22 protein-coding genes are annotated in these 17,887 nt (G+C 68.6%); 12 read left to right on the top strand and 10 right to left on the bottom strand.

The window, feature by feature from the left end; translation table 11 throughout:
- Positions 1-54 precede the first annotated feature (54 nt).
- Positions 55-405, top strand: a complete 351-nt coding sequence (locus tag J7U37_RS21280; RefSeq protein WP_247637017.1) for a hypothetical protein — start codon at positions 55-57, stop codon at positions 403-405.
- A gap of 3 nt (positions 406-408) precedes the next feature.
- Here J7U37_RS21280 and J7U37_RS21285 read toward each other — a convergent pair whose 3' ends face one another.
- The 3 genes from J7U37_RS21285 to J7U37_RS21295 are packed head-to-tail and all read right to left on the bottom strand — an operon-like array spanning position 409 to position 1,985.
- Positions 409-1,101 carry a hypothetical protein gene (locus J7U37_RS21285; protein ID WP_018042905.1) on the bottom strand — a complete coding sequence of 231 codons (693 nt, stop codon included), beginning with the start codon at positions 1,099-1,101 and terminating at the stop codon, positions 409-411.
- Positions 1,102-1,153: 52 nt separating this feature from the next.
- The gene (locus J7U37_RS21290; RefSeq protein WP_055950618.1) at positions 1,154-1,672 is read right to left on the bottom strand and encodes a hypothetical protein; all 519 of its coding nucleotides are present in this window, start codon (positions 1,670-1,672) and stop codon (positions 1,154-1,156) included.
- Positions 1,659-1,985: a hypothetical protein gene (locus J7U37_RS21295; RefSeq protein WP_247637018.1), complete on the bottom strand. Its 327-nt coding sequence runs from the start codon at positions 1,983-1,985 to the stop codon at positions 1,659-1,661. The genes J7U37_RS21290 and J7U37_RS21295 overlap by 14 nt, the downstream gene beginning before the upstream one ends.
- A gap of 54 nt (positions 1,986-2,039) precedes the next feature.
- Between J7U37_RS21295 and J7U37_RS21300 the strand changes: the two genes are divergently transcribed.
- From J7U37_RS21300 to J7U37_RS21330, 7 genes are all read left to right on the top strand, one after another.
- Entirely contained in the window at positions 2,040-2,813 is a 774-nt protein-coding gene (locus J7U37_RS21300; RefSeq protein WP_051074304.1) for a hypothetical protein, read from the top strand.
- Between the two features lie 108 nt (positions 2,814-2,921).
- Positions 2,922-3,428, top strand: a complete 507-nt coding sequence (locus tag J7U37_RS21305) for a hypothetical protein (protein ID WP_018042901.1) — start codon at positions 2,922-2,924, stop codon at positions 3,426-3,428.
- 2 nt (positions 3,429-3,430) lie between these two features.
- On the top strand, positions 3,431-4,039 hold the full coding sequence (locus J7U37_RS21310; RefSeq protein ID WP_247637019.1) for a hypothetical protein: 609 nt from the start codon (positions 3,431-3,433) through the stop codon (positions 4,037-4,039).
- A 54-nt stretch (positions 4,040-4,093) separates the two neighbouring features.
- Positions 4,094-4,372, top strand: a complete 279-nt coding sequence (locus J7U37_RS21315; protein WP_018042899.1) for a hypothetical protein — start codon at positions 4,094-4,096, stop codon at positions 4,370-4,372.
- Between the two features lie 10 nt (positions 4,373-4,382).
- Complete coding sequence (locus tag J7U37_RS21320; RefSeq protein WP_247637020.1) at positions 4,383-5,036, top strand: hypothetical protein; 654 nt, start codon at positions 4,383-4,385, stop codon at positions 5,034-5,036.
- A 28-nt stretch (positions 5,037-5,064) separates the two neighbouring features.
- Positions 5,065-5,580, top strand: a complete 516-nt coding sequence (locus J7U37_RS21325; RefSeq protein WP_238278301.1) for a hypothetical protein — start codon at positions 5,065-5,067, stop codon at positions 5,578-5,580.
- A gap of 257 nt (positions 5,581-5,837) precedes the next feature.
- On the top strand, positions 5,838-6,194 hold the full coding sequence (locus tag J7U37_RS21330) for a hypothetical protein (RefSeq protein ID WP_056088191.1): 357 nt from the start codon (positions 5,838-5,840) through the stop codon (positions 6,192-6,194).
- Positions 6,195-6,208: 14 nt separating this feature from the next.
- On the opposite strand, the gene J7U37_RS21335 is transcribed toward J7U37_RS21330, so the two are convergent.
- Complete coding sequence (locus tag J7U37_RS21335; protein ID WP_056088193.1) at positions 6,209-6,607, bottom strand: hypothetical protein; 399 nt, start codon at positions 6,605-6,607, stop codon at positions 6,209-6,211.
- A gap of 144 nt (positions 6,608-6,751) precedes the next feature.
- Here J7U37_RS21335 and J7U37_RS21340 point away from each other — a divergent pair, with 144 nt between their 5' ends.
- Both J7U37_RS21340 and J7U37_RS21345 read left to right on the top strand, forming a co-directional pair.
- Positions 6,752-7,018, top strand: a complete 267-nt coding sequence (locus J7U37_RS21340; protein ID WP_247637021.1) for a hypothetical protein — start codon at positions 6,752-6,754, stop codon at positions 7,016-7,018.
- Positions 7,015-7,608, top strand: coding sequence for a hypothetical protein (locus J7U37_RS21345; RefSeq protein WP_056088197.1), 594 nt, complete (start codon positions 7,015-7,017; stop codon positions 7,606-7,608). The genes J7U37_RS21340 and J7U37_RS21345 overlap by 4 nt, the downstream gene beginning before the upstream one ends.
- A 205-nt stretch (positions 7,609-7,813) precedes the next feature.
- On the opposite strand, the gene J7U37_RS21350 is transcribed toward J7U37_RS21345, so the two are convergent.
- Complete coding sequence (locus J7U37_RS21350; protein WP_056088200.1) at positions 7,814-9,067, bottom strand: DUF3829 domain-containing protein; 1,254 nt, start codon at positions 9,065-9,067, stop codon at positions 7,814-7,816.
- On the opposite strand from J7U37_RS21350, the gene J7U37_RS25175 reads away from it, so the two are divergent.
- Positions 9,066-9,200, top strand: coding sequence for a hypothetical protein (locus J7U37_RS25175; RefSeq protein ID WP_274533107.1), 135 nt, complete (start codon positions 9,066-9,068; stop codon positions 9,198-9,200). The genes J7U37_RS21350 and J7U37_RS25175 overlap by 2 nt on opposite strands.
- Positions 9,201-9,497: 297 nt before the next feature.
- Here the strand turns inward: J7U37_RS25175 and J7U37_RS21355 are convergent, their stop codons facing one another.
- The 3 genes from J7U37_RS21355 to J7U37_RS21365 all read right to left on the bottom strand — a co-directional run bounded on the left by J7U37_RS21355 (position 9,498) and on the right by J7U37_RS21365 (position 14,836).
- The gene (locus tag J7U37_RS21355; RefSeq protein WP_056088204.1) at positions 9,498-10,130 is read right to left on the bottom strand and encodes a tyrosine-type recombinase/integrase; all 633 of its coding nucleotides are present in this window, start codon (positions 10,128-10,130) and stop codon (positions 9,498-9,500) included.
- Between the two features lie 370 nt (positions 10,131-10,500).
- A complete protein-coding gene (locus J7U37_RS21360; RefSeq protein WP_247637022.1) occupies positions 10,501-13,665 on the bottom strand; it encodes an efflux RND transporter permease subunit in 3,165 nt (1,054 codons plus the stop codon).
- A gap of 58 nt (positions 13,666-13,723) precedes the next feature.
- On the bottom strand, positions 13,724-14,836 hold the full coding sequence (locus tag J7U37_RS21365) for an efflux RND transporter periplasmic adaptor subunit (RefSeq protein ID WP_246685280.1): 1,113 nt from the start codon (positions 14,834-14,836) through the stop codon (positions 13,724-13,726).
- A gap of 202 nt (positions 14,837-15,038) precedes the next feature.
- Here J7U37_RS21365 and J7U37_RS21370 point away from each other — a divergent pair, with 202 nt between their 5' ends.
- Complete coding sequence (locus J7U37_RS21370; RefSeq protein ID WP_056093220.1) at positions 15,039-15,572, top strand: TetR/AcrR family transcriptional regulator; 534 nt, start codon at positions 15,039-15,041, stop codon at positions 15,570-15,572.
- Positions 15,573-16,050: 478 nt separating this feature from the next.
- Here the strand turns inward: J7U37_RS21370 and J7U37_RS21375 are convergent, their stop codons facing one another.
- Positions 16,051-16,290: a hypothetical protein gene (locus J7U37_RS21375; protein ID WP_082504486.1), complete on the bottom strand. Its 240-nt coding sequence runs from the start codon at positions 16,288-16,290 to the stop codon at positions 16,051-16,053.
- Between the two features lie 156 nt (positions 16,291-16,446).
- On the bottom strand, positions 16,447-17,181 hold the full coding sequence (locus J7U37_RS21380) for a Crp/Fnr family transcriptional regulator (RefSeq protein ID WP_056488607.1): 735 nt from the start codon (positions 17,179-17,181) through the stop codon (positions 16,447-16,449).
- Positions 17,182-17,887 lie beyond the last annotated feature (706 nt).

The following is a 17,887-nucleotide window of genomic DNA, read 5'->3' on the forward strand; positions in this document are numbered from 1 at the left end:
ATCGCGGCTTCGGCGGGACGGATCGCTCCACACACCGCGCGAGGGGGGCGCCGCATGATCGTGTTCTGGACCGGGCGGGGCTACTGGGTCGTCTTCTTCGTGGCGCTGGCGATGTTCCTGCCCCTGATCGTCCTGCGGCAGGTCGACGGGCCGGAAGTGGACCGGGCGGTCTGCCTCACCATGAGTCTCGCGGCGTTCGCCGTTCTCGGCCTCGGCCTGCGCTGGAACCGCGGCACGACCTTCGGGCCGGCCGGGCGCGACCACGCCTTCTGGGGGGTGCCGATGCAGGTCTGGGCCGTGCCGATGCTCGTGTTCGCGGCCCTGCTCGGGACCGGTACCATCACCACGGCGGAGGCTCCGCGCGCCCGCTCTTCCTTCCAGGAATCCGGCGGCGTCGTCCGGTGAATCTCAGCCCCGCGTCACGAAGAACCAGTTCGGCGCGAGGCGGCGGTCGCTCTCGGCCCCGGAGCCGGCCGGAAACGCATCGTCCGGCCGGTACACGAACGACGTGCCCCAGGGCGTGCCCCCCGGGATCGGTTCGTCCAGGGCGATCTCGCCGCCGGGACCGCGGGTGAACCCCGCGAGCCCGAGGCGTTCGAGGGCGTGGCAGAGGGCGCGGTAGCGAGCGTAGGGAACCCCGAGGTCCCGCAGGACGTCGATCTCCCGCAGGCTGTCCGTGTCGCGCGCGCCTTGCGGACGGTACGGGGTGACGCGCCGGCCGTTGACGAGGCGGGTGCTCTCCCACCACGCCGTTCGCTCCGCCTCCGCCGGAGGATCGTCCCGCCCGCGTTCGAAGGACACCAGGGTGGGCATGGCCGCGATCTCGGCCACCACGGCGTCGAGCCGCGATCGGTTCAGGACGAAGTAGCCCGTCGTCGTTCCGAATGCCGCCCAGGTCATGCCGCCGCCGACGGCCGCCAGGGCGAGGAAGACCGCGACCCGGTGCGTCGCCGCGCGGGCGAACGCCGGCACCGCGGCGACGGCCGCGGCGATCCCCGGGACCGGCGCGTAGGCGACAAGGGCCCAGCCGAACACGACGACACCGCAGCCGCCGACGACGAGGGCCGCCCTTCGCGTCCCGTCGGACCGAGGGGCAATCATGGCGGGACGATCATCGCCGACAATCCCGGACCAGAATCCCCGACCGGCGCCGTCATCGAACGGCGGCCCGGCCGATGCGGGCGCGTCGCGCCGGGAGGTGCCGGCCCAGGAGCGCGAGGCCGAGCCAAGCCAAAACCCAAGCCAAAACCCAGGCCGAAAGCCACGCAGCGAGCCAGATCTCGTACAGGTGGGCGTCGAGGGCGGCTTCCCCGTCGAGGCCGAGCCAGCGCGCGAGCCCGTGCGGGACCGGAAGGTCGGTCCAGAGGAGGACGCGCAGGACCGGGATCGAGAGCAGGCCGACGGCGAGGACGAGGCCGGCCGCCCGGTAGAGGGGCCGCGCCGCGCCCTCCACGGTGCCGACGAGGCCGCCGACGAGGGCCGTGCCGAGCCAGAGTTCGACGGGCCGTAGGGTCGGATCGGTTCCGGGCTCCGCGGGCAGGAGGGGAAACAGCAGGAAGACCGGGGCGAGGCCGAGTGCCAGCAGCAGCCCGAGGAGCGGAACGTGCAGCAGGCGCAGGACGCGGCGGCGGACCGGATCGCCGGCGTCGGGCCCCCGCTCAACCGTCCGCATCGCGCGCGCCGTCGAGGGCCTTCAGGACGGCAGGGTCGCCCCGGTGGCGCCGTCGCAGGGTCCGCCCGTCCGCCTCGGCGGCGTCGCAGCGCAGGCGCTTCACGGCCGCCGCGATGGCCCGGCCGCGCGCCGCGTCCGTGGCATCCTCCCCGCCCCAATGGTTGCAGTCCCGCAGCCGCGTCACGTACGCCGTCACGTCGCCCGGCAGAGCGGGCTCGGCCCGGACGGCGAGCGGTCCGAGGAGCGGCGCGGCGAGAAGCGTTGCGAGCGGCCCGGCAAAACCCTTGGCGACCTTGGCGAGAACGGTCCGCATGGCACTCCATCCTGCCTTTCCTCGGGGCTCCCGCGCCGTATACAGGGAACCCGCATGAGACGCAGCCTTCTCCCCGCCACCCGCTCCGCCACCCGCTCCGCCGCCCGCTTAGCGCTCCTCGCAGCGTGCCTCCCCGCCCCGTCAGTGGCGGCGGGATGGGAGGCGGCGCGGTTCGAGCCGCCCGCGAAGACCGAGACCGCGACGTCTGGAGAGGGCAAGATGTCGGGGGAGGGCAAGCAGATCACCTGCACCACCTACCGCGATCTCATGGTGCGCGAGAGCGACACCGACACGCCGGACCCCGAGGACGCGAGCCTCGTGCCGCTCGTGAACGGCGCCGCCCCCGCCTGCGCCGCCGCGCCGGGGCCGGGTGCGCGCATCCTGGCGACCGCCGGCCAGCGCTTCCTCGGCCGCACGGGCGGGTTCCTCGTCTTCGAGCAAGCGAGCACCAACGGCACCGTCCCGTTCGCGGTGCTCGACGCGGGCACGGGCCGCACCCTGATCCGGGACACGACCGCCGAGGCCGGCATCGACACCTTCGCGGTCGCGGACGGGACCCTGCGGCTCGGGTTCCTCCGCGGCGTGCAGGGGGCCTGCTCGATCCCGAAGCACGGCGCCGGGTGCTGGGCGCGGATCGCCCGCGACGGGCCGCTTCCACCCGCCGTCGCGGCCCTGCCGGCACCCGTGAAGGCCTGCGCCGGGAGCTATCGGGCCGGAAAGGCCCCGAAGGACACGCCCAGCATCGTCTCGTTTCCCGTACGCCTCACGGGGACCGCCCCGCCCACCGTCGAGGCCGGCGGCCCGGTGCGCTGCGCCCCGACACCGTGAAGGCGATCTCCCCGTGAGGGCGGCTCTCACTTTGACAGCGTGCCCGCCCCGTCATCGAACCGTCACGCCAAGCCCGCATCCGAGGCCGTCCTACCGAGGAACCACCGCATGATCTCACGCCGCCACGCCCTCGCCGCCGCGCTCGCCCTGTCGGTCCTGTCCGCCCCCTCGGCCATGGCCGAGCCGACCATCGGCCTCGCCGAGCGCCGAGCGATCGCGGCCTACCGCCAGGACCGCTACCCCGCGCAGGAAAAGGCGATCCAGGAGGCGGCGGGCTTCGCCGTGCCGGTGGAGGTGGCGTGGGACGACCTCACGCTCCCGGGCGACGCCAAGTACTATTCCGACCCGGACTATTTCGAGAAGACGATCTTCGAGCCCCTGGCCGTTGGGCTGAAGGAGGTGGCCAAGGACAAGATGGGCCGCGACGCCCTGGCCGCGAAGCTCAAGACCATCCGCGTCCGCTTCGACGAGAACACCGCGCCCGCCTCGAACTACGCCAAGCGCCTCACGTTCGACGGCGGGGTCCTCGACGTGAACTGGCGGCCGTTCACCAACGTCGCCGACTCGAAGGACCGGGTCGAGGCCGTGGTGAAGCTGCTGGAGAAGGGCCTCTGACGGTGCGTGGCACCGCCCTGGGCCTCGCCGCCCTGCTCGCCGCCTGCGGCGCGGCGGCGGCCGAGCCGGCCGCCCGGTCCGGCACCTACGACAGCCTGACCCTGGCGGTCTCCGGCAATGCGGTGACGGGGGTCTTCGCCGAGCAACGGGGGGCGGCCGAAGCCGGGAGCCCGCAATTCGCCTGCGTGTTCCTCCTGCGCGGCACCCTCGCGGGCGACCGGGCCAAGGTCGAGACGTGGTTTCCCGACGAGCCGGAGCGCATCCCGGGGGACCTCGCCTTCACCCCGGACGGCGCCGCCCTGACCCTCGCGGAGGATCACGGCGGGTGTTCGATGACCACGGGCACCATGGTGGGGACCCCCTACGCGCTCTCGCGGCGTGCGGCGTCGACCCCGGACGGATGGATCGGCGTCGGCCTCGTGACGGCCGAGCGCACGGCCTTCGGGCCGGAACCCGGCCCGGCTCCGGCCCGGGCGCCCTACCTCGTCCGGCTCGATCCCGTCGCGGTGCTGGAGCGGCGGGACGCCTGGGTGCGCGTGCGCTACCGGGGCGAGAAGGCCCCGGTCATCGGCTGGCTGCCTGCGGCCGACCTCGCCGTGGTGACGCCCTGACCCCCTCGCCGCCCGAACGGGCCGAAGGCCCGCCCCCGACCCCAGGACGATCCCATGCGCCGAACGCTGTCCCACACCCTCCTCCCGCTGATCCTCGTGGCCGGCCCGGCCGTCGCCCAGGCCCCCGCCGTGCCGCCGCGCCCGGCCACGACCTGGGTGCCGGTTGAGGAGCCCATGAGCGCGCTCCTCAACGGCGGCCACCGCATCGTCTCCGCCTCCGGTCCGAGCTTCACCCTCGAGCGGGGCGGCAAGTACGTGGTCTGCGAGGTGTGGCCGGCGGGCGGGATGCGCGGGGCTGCCGAGACCACCTCGACCTGCCACCGCGTGAACTGAGGCCGGCAGGATGGAAGCCACGAACGCGTCCCTTCGCGCGCGGTTCGACGCCCTGTGGGCGCGGACCGTCGGCACGCCCGGCGCGGCGGCGTGGCGGGCCCTCGACGCGGGCTACGGCGCGGCGGACCGGCACTATCACGGCTGGCCCCACGTCGCGGCGCTGCTCGCGGGGCACGATTCCGTGCGGGCGCATCCCGATTTCGCGGACGTCGACGGCGATGCCATCGATCTCGCCATCGCCTTCCACGACGCCGTCTACGACACCGCCCGCGCCGACAACGAGGCCCGCAGCGCCGACCTGCTGCGTGCCGAGGCGGGGCCGGCGTCCGGGGATGCGCGCGTCCGGGCCGCGATCGCGATGATCCACGCGACGGCGGCGCACGGCCCGAGCGCGGACCCGGCGACACGGCTCCTCCTCGACCTCGATCTCGCCGTGCTCGGTGCGCCGCGCGCCGTCTACGCGGCCTACGCGGCGGCGATCCGCCGGGAATACGCCGCCGTTCCCGAGGCGGCGTGGCGGCTCGGACGCGCTCAGATCCTCGACCGCTTCCTCGCCCGGCCGCGCCTCTACCAGACCGACCTCTTCCACGACCGCTTGGAGGCGGCCGCCCGCGCCAACCTCGCGGCGGAAGCGGCCAGGCTCCGCGCCGGACCCACGGAATAGGCGGACTCACGGAATAGGAACGTCCCGCATGCGTCCCTCGCGTCGCGCCGCGCGCCTCGTCGCGCTCCTCGGCCTGCCCCTCGTGCTCGCGGCCTTCGCGGCGGAGGGCCGGTTCGGCACCACGCGGTACCGCCTCGCCGGGACCGCGTACGCCGTGCCGCACACCTACGAGTTTTCCCGAAATTTCCGCCTGCCCTGGCTCGACGCGCTCCCGGGGCTCGGCCGGGAACCGGCGGATTCGCTCTGGCTGATGCTGCCCGCCGCCGAGGTCGCGGCGGGCCTCCCCGGCTACAGCCCCCTCAGCCACGGCCATGCCGGCCCGTTCGCCGCCGACCTCGTGGTCCACGTCGTCGGCGACCCGGACGGGCGCCGCTTCGCACCCCTCCACGCCCGGCAATGGGGCATTTTCGATGCGCGGCTCGCCGAGGGCGCGCCGTGGCGGCCCGACCCGTCCGGCGGCGAGCGCCTCGTCCATTCCGAGGGCGTCGACCATCGGCGCTTCTACCGCCTCCCGTCCCGGCACGCGGCGCGGCCGGCCGACTAGGCCCCGCCCGGCTGCCTCGCCTCGGACACTTCGGACAAGCGCGAGGTCTCCACCTGCACCTACCTCGTCCACCGCGACGGCCTCACCTACGATTTCTCCCTGCGCCCGGAGAATCTCGCCGTGGCCGACCGCGTGCCGGCCTACGTCCTGGCGCGCCTCGCGGCCTGGAAGCGTCCGGCACCGGCCCGGGAGAGAGTTCCCTGATCCGCCGCTACCCGGCCTACTGGCAGCGGCTGCGTAAGGACCGTCCCTCGAACGTGGCGGCCGGGCTCGCCGTCGTGGTGGGCCTCGCCGCCACCGTCTCGGTCACCGCCTGCCTCGTGCCGGGACCGCACGGCGCCGCCCGTGCCCAGCCGCTCTACTGGCTGTCGATGCTGCCCCTGGTCTGGTGGGCGAACGGCCTGGTGCGGTTCGAGCCGCGCGCGGTGCGGTGCTGGCGGGCCGCCCTGTCCCTGGCCTGCCTCGGCGCCGGTGCGGGCCTCGCGGCGGCCCTATGGCGGGCGGAGGATTGGACGCTGCCCGCCCTCGGCTGCGCCGTCACCCTCGCGAGCGCGTGTGCGAGCCTCGCGGTCCACCGCGACAGCCTGGTCGCGCGCGAGGGGCCGGCGCGCTGAGCGCCACGGACCCGTCAGCGCCGGCGGATCGGCCGCAGGGGGCCGTGGAAGAAGCCGGGCTCCATCCCGATCGCAGCGGCGCGCTCACCGATCACGGCGAGGCCGCCCAGCAGCCCGGCGACAGGGGAATCGAGCAGGCCCGGATGGTTGAGGGCCTCGCCGATCTGGCGGCCCTCCCACCAGAATTCCGCGAAGAGCAGGGCGAGGAGGCCGAGCAGCCCCCAGGTCACCAAGCCCTGCCCGAGGAAGTAGACGCCGTAGGGCGGCGACAGGATCGTGCTGAGTTTGGCCAGACCGATCACCCCGGCAAAGCCCAGGACGAGGATCAGGAGCAGGCGGACCAGCAGGCGCCGATACAGGCGCAGGGCCAAGTCGAGTTCCTCGACGGAGGAGTGGTCGAGCTTCAGGGACATCCAGGTTCCTCACATGCGGTTCTTCCGCCTGATACGGTCCGGGAGGTGTGGCTGACGGGCGGCCGCTCCGCAACCTGCACCGGGGCGGGTGACATCCCGGGGCCGGACGCCCATGCTCGTTCGCCGATGCGAGGAGCCCGAACCGTGCTGGCTATCCTAGACCGCCTGTTCTCCCGATCCGCCAGGCCTGCCCCCGCGACGGGCCGCCTCACGCCCGAGCAGGCGGCGGCGATCGCGGCGCGCGCCGCGGCGGGAACGGGCACCGCCACCACCGGCACGGCCGTGCCGACCCGGACGGACACCGGCCTCGTCTGGGATGTCTGCGAGGTCGCCTACCGCAGCGGCTGGCGCGTGTTCGTGGACGACGCCACGGGCGCGCCCGGCCCGCTCGGGCGCTGGGGCCTCAGGTGAGCCCGAGGGCACGGGGAAGAGCGCTCGGTGCGCTCGCCCTCCTGGGGCTTGCGGCCGGCTTCGCGCCGCAGGCCGTGCAGGCGCGCGACGGGGGCGCCTACCCGCTGGCCTGCCGTGACGTCCACGCGGATTTCGCCCGCACGGAGCACTGCGCCCGCCGCGCGGGGGACTTCGTCCGCATCGATCCCGCCCGCCTCGCGCGCATGCCGTTCCGGGGCGGGGTGACGGAGATCGTCGTCGATGGAATCGGCGCGCTCTGGGCGCGCCGCGACGGGCTGGCGCTGGCGGTGTTCCCCCTCGACAACGGGCCGGACCCCTTCGCGCAGGGGTTGGTGCGCGCGCGTCACGCCGGCAAGGTCGCGTTCCACGACCGGCGCCTGCGCCGGGTCCTGGCCACGGATTTCGACTGGTCGTTCCCGTTCAACGCCCGCGGCGAGGCCCTGGTTTGCCAGGGCTGCCGCTCGGACGGGCGCCAGCCATCCGCCATGATCGGGGGCCGATGGGGGTTGATCGACCGGCGCGGCCGGCTGACGAGGCCGTTGGCGGAAGGCCGAGGCGCCGCCCGGCGCTACTTCGACTGGCCCCGATGAGGAGCGGACGACGCGATCGCGATCCCGCGCAAAGGTTCAGCGACCGCTCTCCGTCCGTCCTCATTAAGAGACGCCGATGCTACCCGTGGAACGCACGCTCCTTGACATCGGCCTGCTCGTCTCCCCGCAGACTTGCGGAGGCGTAAGGACGAGCATTTACATTGAAGGAGACATCAGTCCTGTCTTCAGCGATCTTCAGCTGACCTCAGCCTGGACGCACCCGACTCTCATTCTTATGGCAAGATTCTAGATCGCGTACCGAGCGGTTGTAGGTCTCGTTGAAGCGTTGCGCCGGTTGGCTCGGATCACTCTTGGCGCGAATGTCCCGGGCGACGTCCCGGCCATGCCCAATTACGCTTGCGACCGTGTCGGTGTAGCCGGTGCAGGATGAGTTCGCCTTCGGACTCATGCCGTCGAGGACCGTGCCGAGGTGGCGGTTGGCGTTCGAGACCTCGCCGAGTGCGGCCAGGAAGGGAGCGACATCCGCCTTCGGTCCCAGTGCCTCGAACCGCCGGACCGCGCGGCGCAGGGTGAGGCTGGTGGACAGGAGGCGCCGTGCCGGCGCATCCTCCGGCAGGGCCGCCAGGCGGCGCTCATCCCGGGCGATCTCGCGCTCGAACAGGGCCGTGCCATAGGCGTCCATCGCCTTGGCGGCCGCCTCGACGCGGGGGACGAGGATCGCGTGCTGCTCGCGAGCGAACTTGAAGCCATCTTCTTTGAACTCGCGCGTGGTCTGATAGCGCGTGAGCGCCTTCAGGGTGGGATTCACCTCGCGCAGCGCCGTCAGCAGCCGGGCGGCTTGAGCATCGACCTCCGGGACGACGCCCGGTAAGGCGACGGCCTTCTCCAACTCGTCGATGACCCCATCGAAATCCACGATGCCGAAGTGGTACCAGGCGTTGGCACCGAGCTTCGTCCCAAGCTTGAGCACCCGCTCGTTGTCGCGCCGGTAGTCGGCCAACTGCTGCTCCAGGGGATGAGACCGGACCAAGTGGTTTTGGGCCTCGGTGTAGGCATTGGCCTTTGCCACCGCCTGAGCCTCGGGCGTCTGCGCCGGCGCCGGGCGGGCGGTCGCCCGAGCCGAGCCCGGCGGTGGCGGCGGGCTCTGCAAGAGGGCCTGGGAGGCCACGGGTGCGGCGGGAAAATCGCATTTGAATGCGTCGACCAAGCTTTTGCGCACGGCCTCATGGGCCTGGGCGCACTGATAGGCCACGGTCGGACGCGCCGCCTCGTTGCGCAGGACCGAGTCGCGGAAGCTCTCGCGCATCGTGTTGATGCCCTGGCGGATGCCGGGGCGAGCGGCTTCCGGTACGCCGGGGCTGGCCGCGCATTGGGCATAGGCTTCCAGGAAGGCGTCGCAGCTCTCGACGCCCACCGGTGTCACCGGCGTGACCGCCACCACGGGTGTGGCCGAGATCCCCCACAGGAGGGCCAGCGCACAGGCCGAACGGTGAGACATGCCGAGCTTTCTCGTGGAGGCTGTGCTGCGCATTCTGGTCCTCGAAGTTGAAGCGCTTGGTCATGGAACGACGACGCTAGGGATTGCGGATGGCGACATGGACCTCGTTGCATCGATCAAGTCGGGATTGTAGCCGAGGAGATGGTCCGAACCCTCCTCGGCGATGCCTTTCCTCATAATTACGTGGGCCTGGCTGGTCTCCGCCGGGGTTCTTCATCCCGGGGTAGATCGGCAATGCTGGATGACCGCTTTGTCGATCTGCCGCCAATCAGCGGACAGACCGCAATCCACCTGGGGCGGAAAGGCTGGGTTGGTTCGAGAACGCCTATATCTGGGACGGCATCATGTCGGGGTAAACGACTGCTTCAGGTGCGCTGCATTCTTGGAGCCTGCATGGCCCCCTCAACGTTGCCGCCGAGGAGGCCGGCTTTCAGATTTCGGTCGCTTCCGCCAGAGCGAGCGCGTCTTCAACGTCCACGCCAAGGTAGCGTACCGTGCTCTCGATTTTCGTATGCCCAAGCAGAATCTGCACAGCGCGTAAGTTGCCGGTTCGCTTGTAGATCAATGCCGCCTTTGTACGGCGTAAAGAATGTGTGCCGTAGTCCTCGCGCCGTAGCCCTATGCCCGTCACCCATTCATCTACCAGGCGGGCGTACTGCCGGGTGCTTATGTGCGCCTCGTGGTCGATCCGGCTTGGAAAGGCGTAATCGTCAAGCCCGCCCCCTCGGCACCCCAACCAAGTCAAAATGCTGGTACGTGCTGGTTCAAGCAGTTCGAACTGCACGGGCGACCCAGTCTTTCGCTGAACGACGATGACGCGCGCCCGTACATGCCCGCCGCTGACAAGCTCGCCGATCTTCAGTTTGACGATGTCACAACCACGCAACTTGCTATCAATGGCGAGGTCGAACATGGCCCGGTCGCGTACGCGCCGCTCTCCGTCGAGCCAGAAACGGATGGCCCAAACCTGTTGTGGTTTGAGCGCGCGTTTGGCGCCGAGCTTCCGTCCTGCGTTCCACGGTCGGCGGCTCTTGAAGGCTGGGTCGTGCTCTGAATGTCCCATCTCTCATCTCCCAACCGGCCCATGCCGGCAGAGAGAGAAGGGGTGCTGCGGACGTAGCCTGCGTATTACCGTTTAGACGTTCGGGATGTGTGCCACGCAGCTGCCAGACTTGAAATGCAGCCCTGCTGCGTCCGACCCATGCCAGACACCCCGGCAACCGTTAGGGCTCCACGAAAGCAGCCATCCGTCGACCGTCCGACAGCCTCAGCGTAGGGCACTGCCCCTTCAGCAGGTTGCCGCTCGGAGGTCGACATTCGGCTTTGCGCGCATGTCGGCCACTCCAGTGCCTATCAACAGAAACCGCATCCCGGGCCGAAAAAAGGCCGGGTTAGACGACCGCTGCTGGTCGAGAGCGTTCGTGTTGGTAAGCTCAGTCCACAACGACGCCATGACTGACGGCCGCCTCGGTATGGTTGGCACCGCTCCTCGTACCGTCCAACTTCCGCGACCGGAAGGCGTGTGCGACAAGCACGTAGAACAGAGGCGTGACGAAGACCGCGAGCACGGTCGCCGTAATCATGCCCCCGAGGACGCCGGTGCCGATGGCACGCTGGCTGTTCATGCTGGCGCCCGTGGCGATGGCGAGCGGCACCACGCCGAGGATGAAGGCGAATGAGGTCATCACGATGGGCCGGAAGCGTAGCTCGCATGCCTCCAGGGCCGCCTCGTGCAGGGATCGGCCCTGCTCGACGAGCTCCTTGGCCACCTCGATGATGAGGATGGCGTTCTTCGCCGTGAGGCCGATCACCGTGATCAACCCGACCTTGAAATAGACGTCGTTGGGCATGTCGCGCAGCAGCATGGCGTAGACCGCACCGACCACGCCGGTGGGCACCACCAGCAGGACGGCCAGCGGGATCGACCAGCTCTCGTAGAGGGCCGCGAGGCAGAGGAAGACGCAGAAGAGCGCCAGCGCGAGCAGGTACACGGCTTGGCTCCCCGAAAGCTTCTCCTGCAGCGACTGCCCGGTCCAGGCAAAGTCGAAGCCCGCGGGCAGTTGCCCGGCAAGGCGCTCCATCTCGGCCATGGCGTCGCCGCTGGCGAAGCCGGGGGCGGCGCTGCCCGAGATCTTGATACTCGGATAGCCGTTGAACCCGACCACCTGTGCGGGACCCATGGTCCACGCGATGCTGGCAAAGGATTGCAGCGGCACCATCTGGCCCTTCGCATTGCGGACATGCAGGTCGAGCAGATCCTCGGCCTTCATCCGGCGCCCGGCTACCGCCTGCACTATCACCCGCTGCATGCGGGCCTGATTCGGGAAGTCGTTGACGTAGGCCGAGCCGAGGCTCGTCGAGAGCGCGTCGTTGATGTCGGCGAAGGTGACGCCAAGCGCGCTCGCCTTCTGCCGGTCGAGGGAGAGCTCGATCTGCGGCGCCGTGGGTAGGCCCTCGACGTAGACGCCCGCAAGGACCGGGCTCTGGCTCGCCGCCTTCAGCAGCTGGTCGCGTGCAGCCGCTAGCGCGGCATAGCCCTGCTGCGCCTTGTCCTGCAGGCGGAAGGCGAAGCCGCTCGAATTGCCGAGTGCCTCGATAGCCGGCGGTGACAGCGCCATGGCGATGGCGTCGGGCAGGCCGCCGAGCACCGCGTTGGCGCGGGCGCTGATCGCCCCGGCCCCGTCCTTCGGTCCACGCTCCTTCCAGTCCTTCAACGTGACAAAGGTGATGGCCGCGTTCTGGCCCTGGCCCGAAAAGCCAAAACCCAGCAGCGTGACGCGCGCCGCTACGGCCGGTTCGGCTTCGAAGTGTTCCTCGATGCGCTCAGCCACGTCGAGCGTGCGGCCGGTGGCCGATTCCGGCGGGGTCTGCGCGTCGACGATGACGTAGCCTTGGTCCTCGATGGGTAGGAAGCTCGACGGCATGCGCACGTATCCCCAGCCGAGCGCCGCGACGAGTGCGGCGTAGACGAGGAGCGAGCGCACCGGCCGCCGCAGCATCCCGGCGACGCCCGCCCGGTAGGCCAGCGTGCCGGAGTGGAAGCGGCGATTGAACCAGCCGAAGAACCCACCCTTATTAGCATGGCCATGGCCGGCCTCGACGGGCTTCAACAGGGTCGCGCAGAGGGCGGGCGTGAGCGACAGGGCCAGGAAAGCCGAGAAGGCAATGGAGGTTGCCATGCTGACCGCGAACTGCCGATAGATCACCCCGACCGAGCCGGGAAAGAAGGCGAGCGGCACGAACACGGCAATCAGCACGGAGGTGATGCCGATGATCGCGCCGGTGATCTGCCCCATGGCCTTGCGGGTGGCCTCCCTCGGGGAGAGGCCTTCCTCGCTCATGATGCGCTCGACATTCTCGACAACCACGATGGCGTCGTCGACCAGGATGCCGATGGCCAGGACCATGCCGAACATCGTCAGGACGTTGATGGAGAAGCCGGCCGCCAGCAGCGCGCCGCAGGTGCCCAAGAGTGCCACCGGAACCACGATGGTCGGGATGACGGTGTAGCGCACGTTCTGCAGGAACAGGAACATCACCGCGAAGACGAGCGCCATCGCTTCAGCAAGGGTCATCAGCACCTTCCTGATCGACACTTCGACGAAGGGCGTGGTGTCGTAGGGTACCGTGACGCTGACATTCGCGGGCAGCGTGCGCTGGAGCTGGGCGATCTTGTCTTTTACCCCGGTCGCGGCGGCGAGCGCGTTGCCGCCGGGTGCGAGCTGGATGCCGATGCCGGCGGCCGGGCGACCGTCGAGGCGGGTCTGCATCGTGTAGGACTGGCCCGCGAGCTCGACCTCGGCCACGTCGCGCAGGCGCACCAGCGAGCCATCCGGGTTGGCGCGCAGGACGATCTCCTCGAACTCGGCGACCGTCGTCAGCTGCCCCTTCACCAGCACGCTGGCGGCGATGCGCTGACCTTGTTTGGCAGGCTGGGCGCCGACGAGACCGGAGGCCACCTGGGCGTTCTGTGCGCCCACCGCCGTCGTCACATCGCCGGGCGTCATGTTGAAGCCGACGAGCTTCATCGGGTCGATCCAGATGCGCAGCGCCTTCTCGGACGAGAACAGGATGGCGCGGCCGACGCCCGGCACGCGACGCAATTCGCCCAGGATGCGCCGGGCGGCGAGGTCGCCGAGATCACTCTCGCTCAGGGAACCGTCGCGCGAGCTCACGACGACGAACTGGAGGAAGCTAGTGCTGGCCTCCTCGACGATGACGCCCTGCTGCGTCACGGCCCGCGGCAGGCGCGCCTCGATCCGCTTGATCCGGTTCTGGACCGCGACCGTGGACTTCGAGGGATCGGAGCCCGGCGCGAAGGAAGCCATGATCTGCGCCTGGCCCGAGGTGTCGCTGGTAGACTCAAAATACATCAGCCCCGGGATGCCGTTGAGCTCCTCCTCAATGATGCGGGTCACGCCGTCGTAGAGACGCTCGGGCGGGGCACCCGGGTAGACGGCGGTCACCTGGATCGTAACGGGGGCCACGTCCGGGTACTGCGAGACGGGCAGGAAGGCGATGGAGATCGCGCCCACCAGCATGATGAAGATGGAGATCGCCCAGGCGAAGATCGGGCGTTCGATGAAGAAGCGGGTCATGGGAATGCGCCTGCGCGAGCGGAATACCGGGACGGCACCGCGGCTGTTGGGACGGGGATCAGGACTTGCGGGATGCCTCGGTTGACCAGGCACCCTTCCAGGGGACCGGGTTCACCGGCATCCCGGGCTGGATCTTCTGGAAGCCCTCGACGACGACGACCTCGTCGGCCTTCAGCCCCTCCTCCACGATCCATCCCGCACCCGTCAGGGCGCCGGTGCGGAGCGGCCGCAGCGCGGTCTTTCCGTCCACGACGACATAGGCCTGCGCCCCCCCGGCGCTGCTGCGCTGGATGGCCTGGGCGGGGACGACGACCGCGCCGGGAATCGTTCCCTGCCGAACCTGGATGCGGACATAGGTGCCCGGCAACAGGGCGACACGGGCGTTCGGGAAGGTGGCACGCAGACTGACCTGACCGGTGCCCGGGTCGACGCTGACGTCGGTGAACAGGAGCCGGCCGGCATCGGGGTGCAGGGACCCGTTGGGAAGAACGAGCCGCACCTCCGCCGCTTCCTTCCCGGCTGCCTGTTCAACGAGCAGGCTCGGGTCCGAGGCGGCCGCGTTGAAGTCGGCGTAGATGGGATCGACCTGTTGGATGAGCGCGAGCTTGGTCGCTTCCGCCTGGCCCACCAGTGCCCCCTCGGTCACCAGGGCCCGCCCGATGCGGCCGCCGATGGGGGCACGCACGGTGGCGTAGTCCAGGTCGATCCTGGCGCGCGCAAGCTGGGCCTTCGCGCTCGCGACGTCCGCCTCGGCTTGGCGCAAGGTTGCGATGGCGATGTCGTGTTGGGCGGTGCTGGCGGCCTGCTTCTCCAGAAGGGTCTCGGTGCGCTCCGACTGGCGCAACGCCTGGGTCCGCGTCGCCTCCGCGCGCGCCACGCCTGCCGTCCTGGCATCGACCTCGGCCTTGTAGACGGCCGGGTCGATGCGGAAGAGGACATCCCCCTTCCTGACAAGGCTGCCTTCCTCGAAGGCGCGCTCCTGGATAATCCCGGAGACCTGGGCCCTCACCTCGGCCACCCGCGTCGATGCTAAGCGCCCCGGCAGGTCGAGGGTGCGCGGCACCGTGGCCGCCGCCGCCACGACGGTCGAGACATCCATGGGCGACATCTCGGCGGCAGGTGCGGCCGGATTGCTCGCCTCCGGCTTGCAGCCGGTTAGGGTCATCGCCATGAGGAAAGGCAAGACGAGCCGGACGATGACCGGACGCCGATGATCAGGCCGTCTCATATTGTGGCATACCTCAGGTAGGAACGGGTCGTGGATGGCGTCGGATCGCGCTCGGACTGGTCTTGCGGTTCCGCGACTTCCTGGTTGGCATCGCACACCGCCGCGTTTAAATCCATACGTATGGAATGAAAAAGGGAATGGCTGAATGGGTCGCGCAAGGACCATCGACCGCGACCGGGTATTGGATGTCGCGGAGCAGATCGTCAGCCGGGACGGGGCCACGGCCTTGACCTTCGACGCCGTGGCGAAAGCCTCGGGCATCACCAAGGGGGGGGTACAGTACTGCTTCGGCACCAAGGACGATCTGATCGCCGCTATGGTGGAGCGCTGGTTGGCAAGATTTGACGCCGAGGTCGCACGGAGCACCCCGCCGGATGCTGACAACGTCGCGCGCGCGCGCGGTTACGTCGTGGCATCCAAGCGGATCGATGAAGCTACCCAGACCAAGATGGCCGGGATGCTCGTGACGCTGCTGCAGTCGCCCGGGTACCTGCACCGCGCCCGCACTTGGTACGCGGAATGGATTGGTATGTTCGACCCTGGCTCGGCGTCCGAGAGCCGCGCGAGGACGGCCTTTCTCGCTGCAGAGGGCGCCTTCTACCTACGCAGCCTCAACCTCATCGAATTGGACCAAGCTGGGTGGGATGACGTCTTCGACGACATACTCAAGCTCGTCTGAGCGGCATTTTCGAAGCTCGACGCGCCAGACTTTCCTTGCCGAACACACCTTCGCGACGGTCCAGCTCAAATTGCGAACGGAAAGGGGGCTGGAATGCGGAGTCCTGTCGTACCGTATGGTCTACTTCGATCGGAGCATCGCCCAAGAACGGACAGACAAAAATCGACCCTACTCGGACCTTCAAGCCGCACGCTTTGAACGTCCGGAGTTGACGCTAAGCGGACAATCAATCGTGACCTTCAGGATGCCGCGATGGTCTCAGTTCGCGGAAGAGGATGAGGCGGTTCGAACCGGTCGATGAACCGCATGCCATCCCAGAGGTCGACGGCATGCTGATCAACAAGGGCTCGTGCCTTGTCCGTAGCTTCGCTGTCGTCCGAGGCTGAAATCGGCGTGTTCAGAACCCCGCCTCCGCCAGCGTTGAGCATCACGGCTCGGTAGCACGGTGCCCCATCCGGCTCAGCAGATGGAGGCCCAATCACCGGATCAGCCACGTGCCCGTATAGGTCACAGCGGCCGAGTAGATGGGATGGCCATCCTCGTCCGTCACCAGAACCGAGAAGGCTTGGTGTTCGCCGTCCTTGGGCACCTCGTGCGCTGCGATCTGAGGCAGGACCGACTTTGCTTGACGAGCAGCTTCTTCAGGACCGGCGAGGTCCATGCCCTCGTCGTCGCGAAGCGTTTGGCCGTCATGGATATCGAAGAAGTAGCGAGGCATAGGGCTCTCCGCGCGCAGCAGGCGGGAGCACACGAGGTCTCACAGGCGCGGAAAGCCGAGAGTATGGCCGCGATAACTTTTGATATAGGCGTTGTGTCGACCTAAAAACTAATAAATGGGTGTTTTCCCCTTGGTTCCAAAGAACGGTCGGGTACCTCACATAGCGGGGTATGGGGGAGCCTTAGGATGCAGGTGGAGGTAGTTCGGATTGAACCCCGCATAGGCCTTGATGGCAGCGACATCGGGTAAGGTGACACGCCTTTCCTTGAACACCACCAGCCCCAAACGTCGTAACTCCTGGAGCACCCGGTTGATGTGGACGTTCGACAGCCCGGTTGCATCACCGAGATCGAGTTGGATGAGGGGAAACTGGTAGCTGTTCTCTGTCGCAAGCCCCACCACCTGGAGGCGGATCAGGAACTCACAGAACAGGTGTGCGACCTGCTCGTCGGCCGAACGACGGCCCATGCACACCAGCCATTCCCGAAGGATCGCTTCATCGACGAGGCCAGCCCACTGCAAGGCACGGTTCAGGCCCGGATGTTTCCCGCTGAGGTCATTCATCACCGAACGCGGGATACGCACCACGTCGCAGGAGCTGATTGTTCCGATGCTGTGATCCATCTCGCCGAGGATCGACACGTTCAGGTCGCAGAAGTCTCCCGGGATAAGGAAGGCGACAATCGACCGTCCACCGCCTGGAAGCACCTTATAGCGGCAGGCAAACCCTTTCTGGATCAGGTGGACGTGATCGGGCACGTCTCCTTCCGAGATGAGTGCGGTTCGGGATGGGACATCGCGAACGCGCGCACTCGCATCCGTGAGAGCCTTCTCTTCGGACCCAGACAGGACGAAACGGCGTCCAAGCTTCTGGATGAACGGATTGAGCATCTGCCCTCCCGGGCCATGCCCTATGGCCACTATGCCGAGCTAAGCGGCAGTGCACCAGAAAGTTGCGCCGAAATCTGGAATATAATTCCAAGCTTGTACAGCCTGACGACTACGCAAATCCGCAGAGCGATTTTACGGATAGCGAGGCTCGTGCCGTCCGCCTGAAACTGTCACTTCTGCGCTGTAGACGATGTCTCCGGAGGCATTACGGGCTGAAATCTTGAACGCCTGTTGATCGCTTCTCGGCAGAACGTTTTTGGCGATATCTGCGAGCGCCCTAAGGACCTCTGTCCGGGCAGTCTCTACGTCGGGAAGGTCCATCCCTTCCTCATCCCTGAACGGGGCGCGACTATCATCGAAGTCGAAATAAATTTTCAACAGCGCTACCTTCGATAAAGTTCTATTTCCTAGCGAAGACGACAGCGTATTAAACCGTACTGCGCTTGTCATTGGCTCTTGTTAATCGGCGTTCTGTCGGTCGGGTATCTCACATTAACCTGAGCGCGCCAGGTCAGGTCACGTCCGCTTCAGACGTGATGCGGACGTTCGGTAGGCCATCGACGAACGTCTGCATTCCACCGAGGCCGTGTCAAAACGGATTGGGCGCGGAACTTTATGAATGTCGGCTGCGGATGAATCGCCACGGCTCGTGCTTGTTCAGGCTCGGATGGCCTGGATGAGCCAAGCTGCGCCGAACAGGCGGATC

Source organism: Methylobacterium sp. 37f (genome assembly GCF_023093475.1).
Taxonomy (GTDB): domain Bacteria; phylum Pseudomonadota; class Alphaproteobacteria; order Rhizobiales; family Beijerinckiaceae; genus Methylobacterium.